This window comes from Streptomyces fuscigenes, assembly GCF_021556455.1.
In the GTDB taxonomy this organism is placed as follows: Bacteria; Actinomycetota; Actinomycetes; order Streptomycetales; family Streptomycetaceae; genus Streptomyces; species Streptomyces fuscigenes.
The window spans coordinates 1-2,388 of the sequence record NZ_JAKGCV010000638.1; the positions used below are offsets into that span (position 1 = coordinate 1).

The window sequence follows — 2,388 nt, forward strand, 5'->3', positions numbered from 1 at the left end:
CGGCACGTCCTCGGCCGCGCGCGGGGCCTCGGTGCGCGCCGCATCCGGGGCGGCCGAGGCGAGCGCGGCGTCCAGCGCGGCGATCCGGTCGGGCGTGAGCATCGCGTACAGCGTCGGCTCGACCGCGATCCGCACCCCGTCGGTGCCGGTCAGCACACGGCCGCCGTCGGGGTGCGCGAGGACCTCGGCGGTCCCGGCGTACGGGACGGTGGCGAAGCCCTCGGGCGTCGCGAGCGTGACGGCGTCGGTGCCGAGGAACAGCCGGTGGTCGAGGGTCACCAGCGAGCGGTGCCGCGTGGCGGCGGGGTCCGCGGCCGCCCCGGGCTCCTGGCCGGGGCGCCCGGCGTCCGGTGCCCCCCGCCCGGGGGCCGAGGACGCGGACTCGCGGGGCCCCGCGGGTCCGCTGCCGACACCACGGGCACCCGCGGCGGACGTGTCGGGCTGCGACGGCATGGCACACACCTTCCGTGGGGCCGGGGAAGCGGCGGCGGGAGGGCGCGTCGGCCGCGCCCGTCCCCCCAGTCTCCCGCACCCGGGTCACGAACGGGTCGCGCGCCCCGGGCGGGCCGTCCCCGCGCGGATCGTCCGGAGCGCGGGGCTCAGACGTTGACCGACTCCGAGACCGTCCGCCACTTCTCGTCCGACGCGGCGAGCGCCTCCGCCGCGGCGGCGGCGTACTGGACGGCGTCCTTGCCGAGGAGCAGGCGTACGGGGGCGTCGTCGCGGCCCGCCAGGTCGTACACCACGCGGGCCACCTCGGCGGGGGTGGGCACGTCGGCGCCGGACGCGCCGCGGAGCATGTCGGCGAACGCGCCGACCGTGGGCCGGTAGGGCTCACTGACCGGCGGGATCGTCATCGAGGAGCCCGCCCAGTCGGTGCGCATGCCGCCCGGCTCCAGCGAGGTCACCCTGATGCCGAGCGGGGCGACCTCCTGGGCGAGGACGGTGGTGAAGCCGTTCACGGCCCACTTCGCGCTCTGGTAGGCGGCGAGGCCGGGCGAGCCGAGCCGGCCGCCGAGCGAGGAGACCTGGAGGATGTGGCCGGAGCCCTGCGCGCGGAGCGTGGGCAGGACGGCCTTGGTGACGTAGACGACGCCGTGGAAGAGGGTGTCGACCTGGCGGCGGAAGCCGTCGAGGGACATGTCCTCGACGGACGCGAGATCGGCGTACCCGGCGTTGTTGACGACGACGTCGTAGCGGCCGAACGCCTCAAGTCCCGCGGCGACCGCCTCGTGGACGGCGTCCACGTCGGTCACGTCCAGCGGCAGCGCGCGGACCCGCTCGCCGTGGCGTGCGACGAGGTCGTCGAGCGCGCGGACGTCGCGGGCGGTCGCGACGACCCGGTCGCCGGACGCGAGCGCCTGCTCGGCCAGGGCGCGGCCGAGGCCGCGGGAGCTTCCGGTGAGGAACCAGACCTTGGACATGTGTCTTCTCGATTCGCTGGCGGCGGCCGCGGCGCGCGCGGATGCCGAGCCTTTTCAGACCGGCGGTCTGTTGTCCCGCACCACGTTAAGGAACCGCCGGTCTGATGTCAAAAGACCGCCGGTCTCTACTTGTCCCGGCTCTGTAAAGTGGAGGCGTGACGACCTTCCAGCGCGCGAGAAGCCCCGAGCAGCGCGACATCCGGCGCCGCGACATCCTCGACACCGCCGCGGCGATGCTCGACGAGATGCCGGTCTCGGCGGTCAGCCTCAACGAGCTGAGCCGCCGCGTCGGGCTGGCCAAGTCGAACGTCCTGCGCTACTTCGAGTCCCGCGAGGCGGTGCTGCTGGAACTCCTCGACCGGGCCTGGCAGGAGTGGAACGCCGAGCTGCCGCGGCTGCTGCCCGCCGGGGGCGACGCGGACCTCGCCCCGGCGGAGCGGGGGGCTCGCGTGGCCGGGGTCCTCGCCCGCTCGCTGGCCGGCCGGCGGGTGCTGTGCGACCTGCTGAGCGCCCAGGCCGGCGTGCTGGAGCACAACGTCTCGCCGCAGGTCGCCGCCCGCTACAAGCGGGCCGCCGTAGCCAACGTGGTCGTCCTCGCGGGGCTGGTGCGCGGGTACCTGCCCGAGGCGGGGGAGCGCGCCGACCGGCTCGCGGCCGAGGCGATCATGGTGGCGGGCGCCGTGTGGACGCACGCCCGCCCCTCCGCCGCCATGCTGGCCGCCTACGAGGACGACCCCGAACTCGCGCTCCTGAAAATGGACTTCGCCTCCTCCTTGCGCGACCTGCTGACGACGCTCGCCGCCGGCGCGCTGGCCCGGGCGGCGACCGCGGCGGGCGGGCGGGCGTAGAGGGGGCGCCGCGCCCCCTCTACGCGCCCGTCAGATGGCGCGGGCGGTGGCGCCACGCACGCGTGAGGCGCGTGGTGAGGTAGGCCGTGGCGACCGTCGCGAGCGAGGCGCGGGTG

At 76.1% G+C, this 2,388-nt stretch carries 2 protein-coding genes and 1 pseudogene; 1 reads left to right on the plus strand and 2 read right to left on the minus strand.

All coding sequences use genetic code 11. The annotated features are described in order from the left end of the window. Together L1885_RS27235 and L1885_RS27240 are read right to left on the minus strand one after the other, a co-directional pair. Window positions 1-453: pseudogene (locus L1885_RS27235) on the minus strand (hypothetical protein); the annotation flags it as partial. Between the two features lie 146 nt (window positions 454-599). Further along, window positions 600-1,424, minus strand: coding sequence for an SDR family NAD(P)-dependent oxidoreductase (locus L1885_RS27240; protein WP_235799815.1), 825 nt, complete (start codon window positions 1,422-1,424; stop codon window positions 600-602). 155 nt (window positions 1,425-1,579) lie between these two features. On the opposite strand from L1885_RS27240, the gene L1885_RS27245 reads away from it, so the two are divergent. Then, on the plus strand, window positions 1,580-2,272 hold the full coding sequence (locus L1885_RS27245) for a TetR/AcrR family transcriptional regulator (protein ID WP_235799816.1): 693 nt from the start codon (window positions 1,580-1,582) through the stop codon (window positions 2,270-2,272). Window positions 2,273-2,388 lie beyond the last annotated feature (116 nt).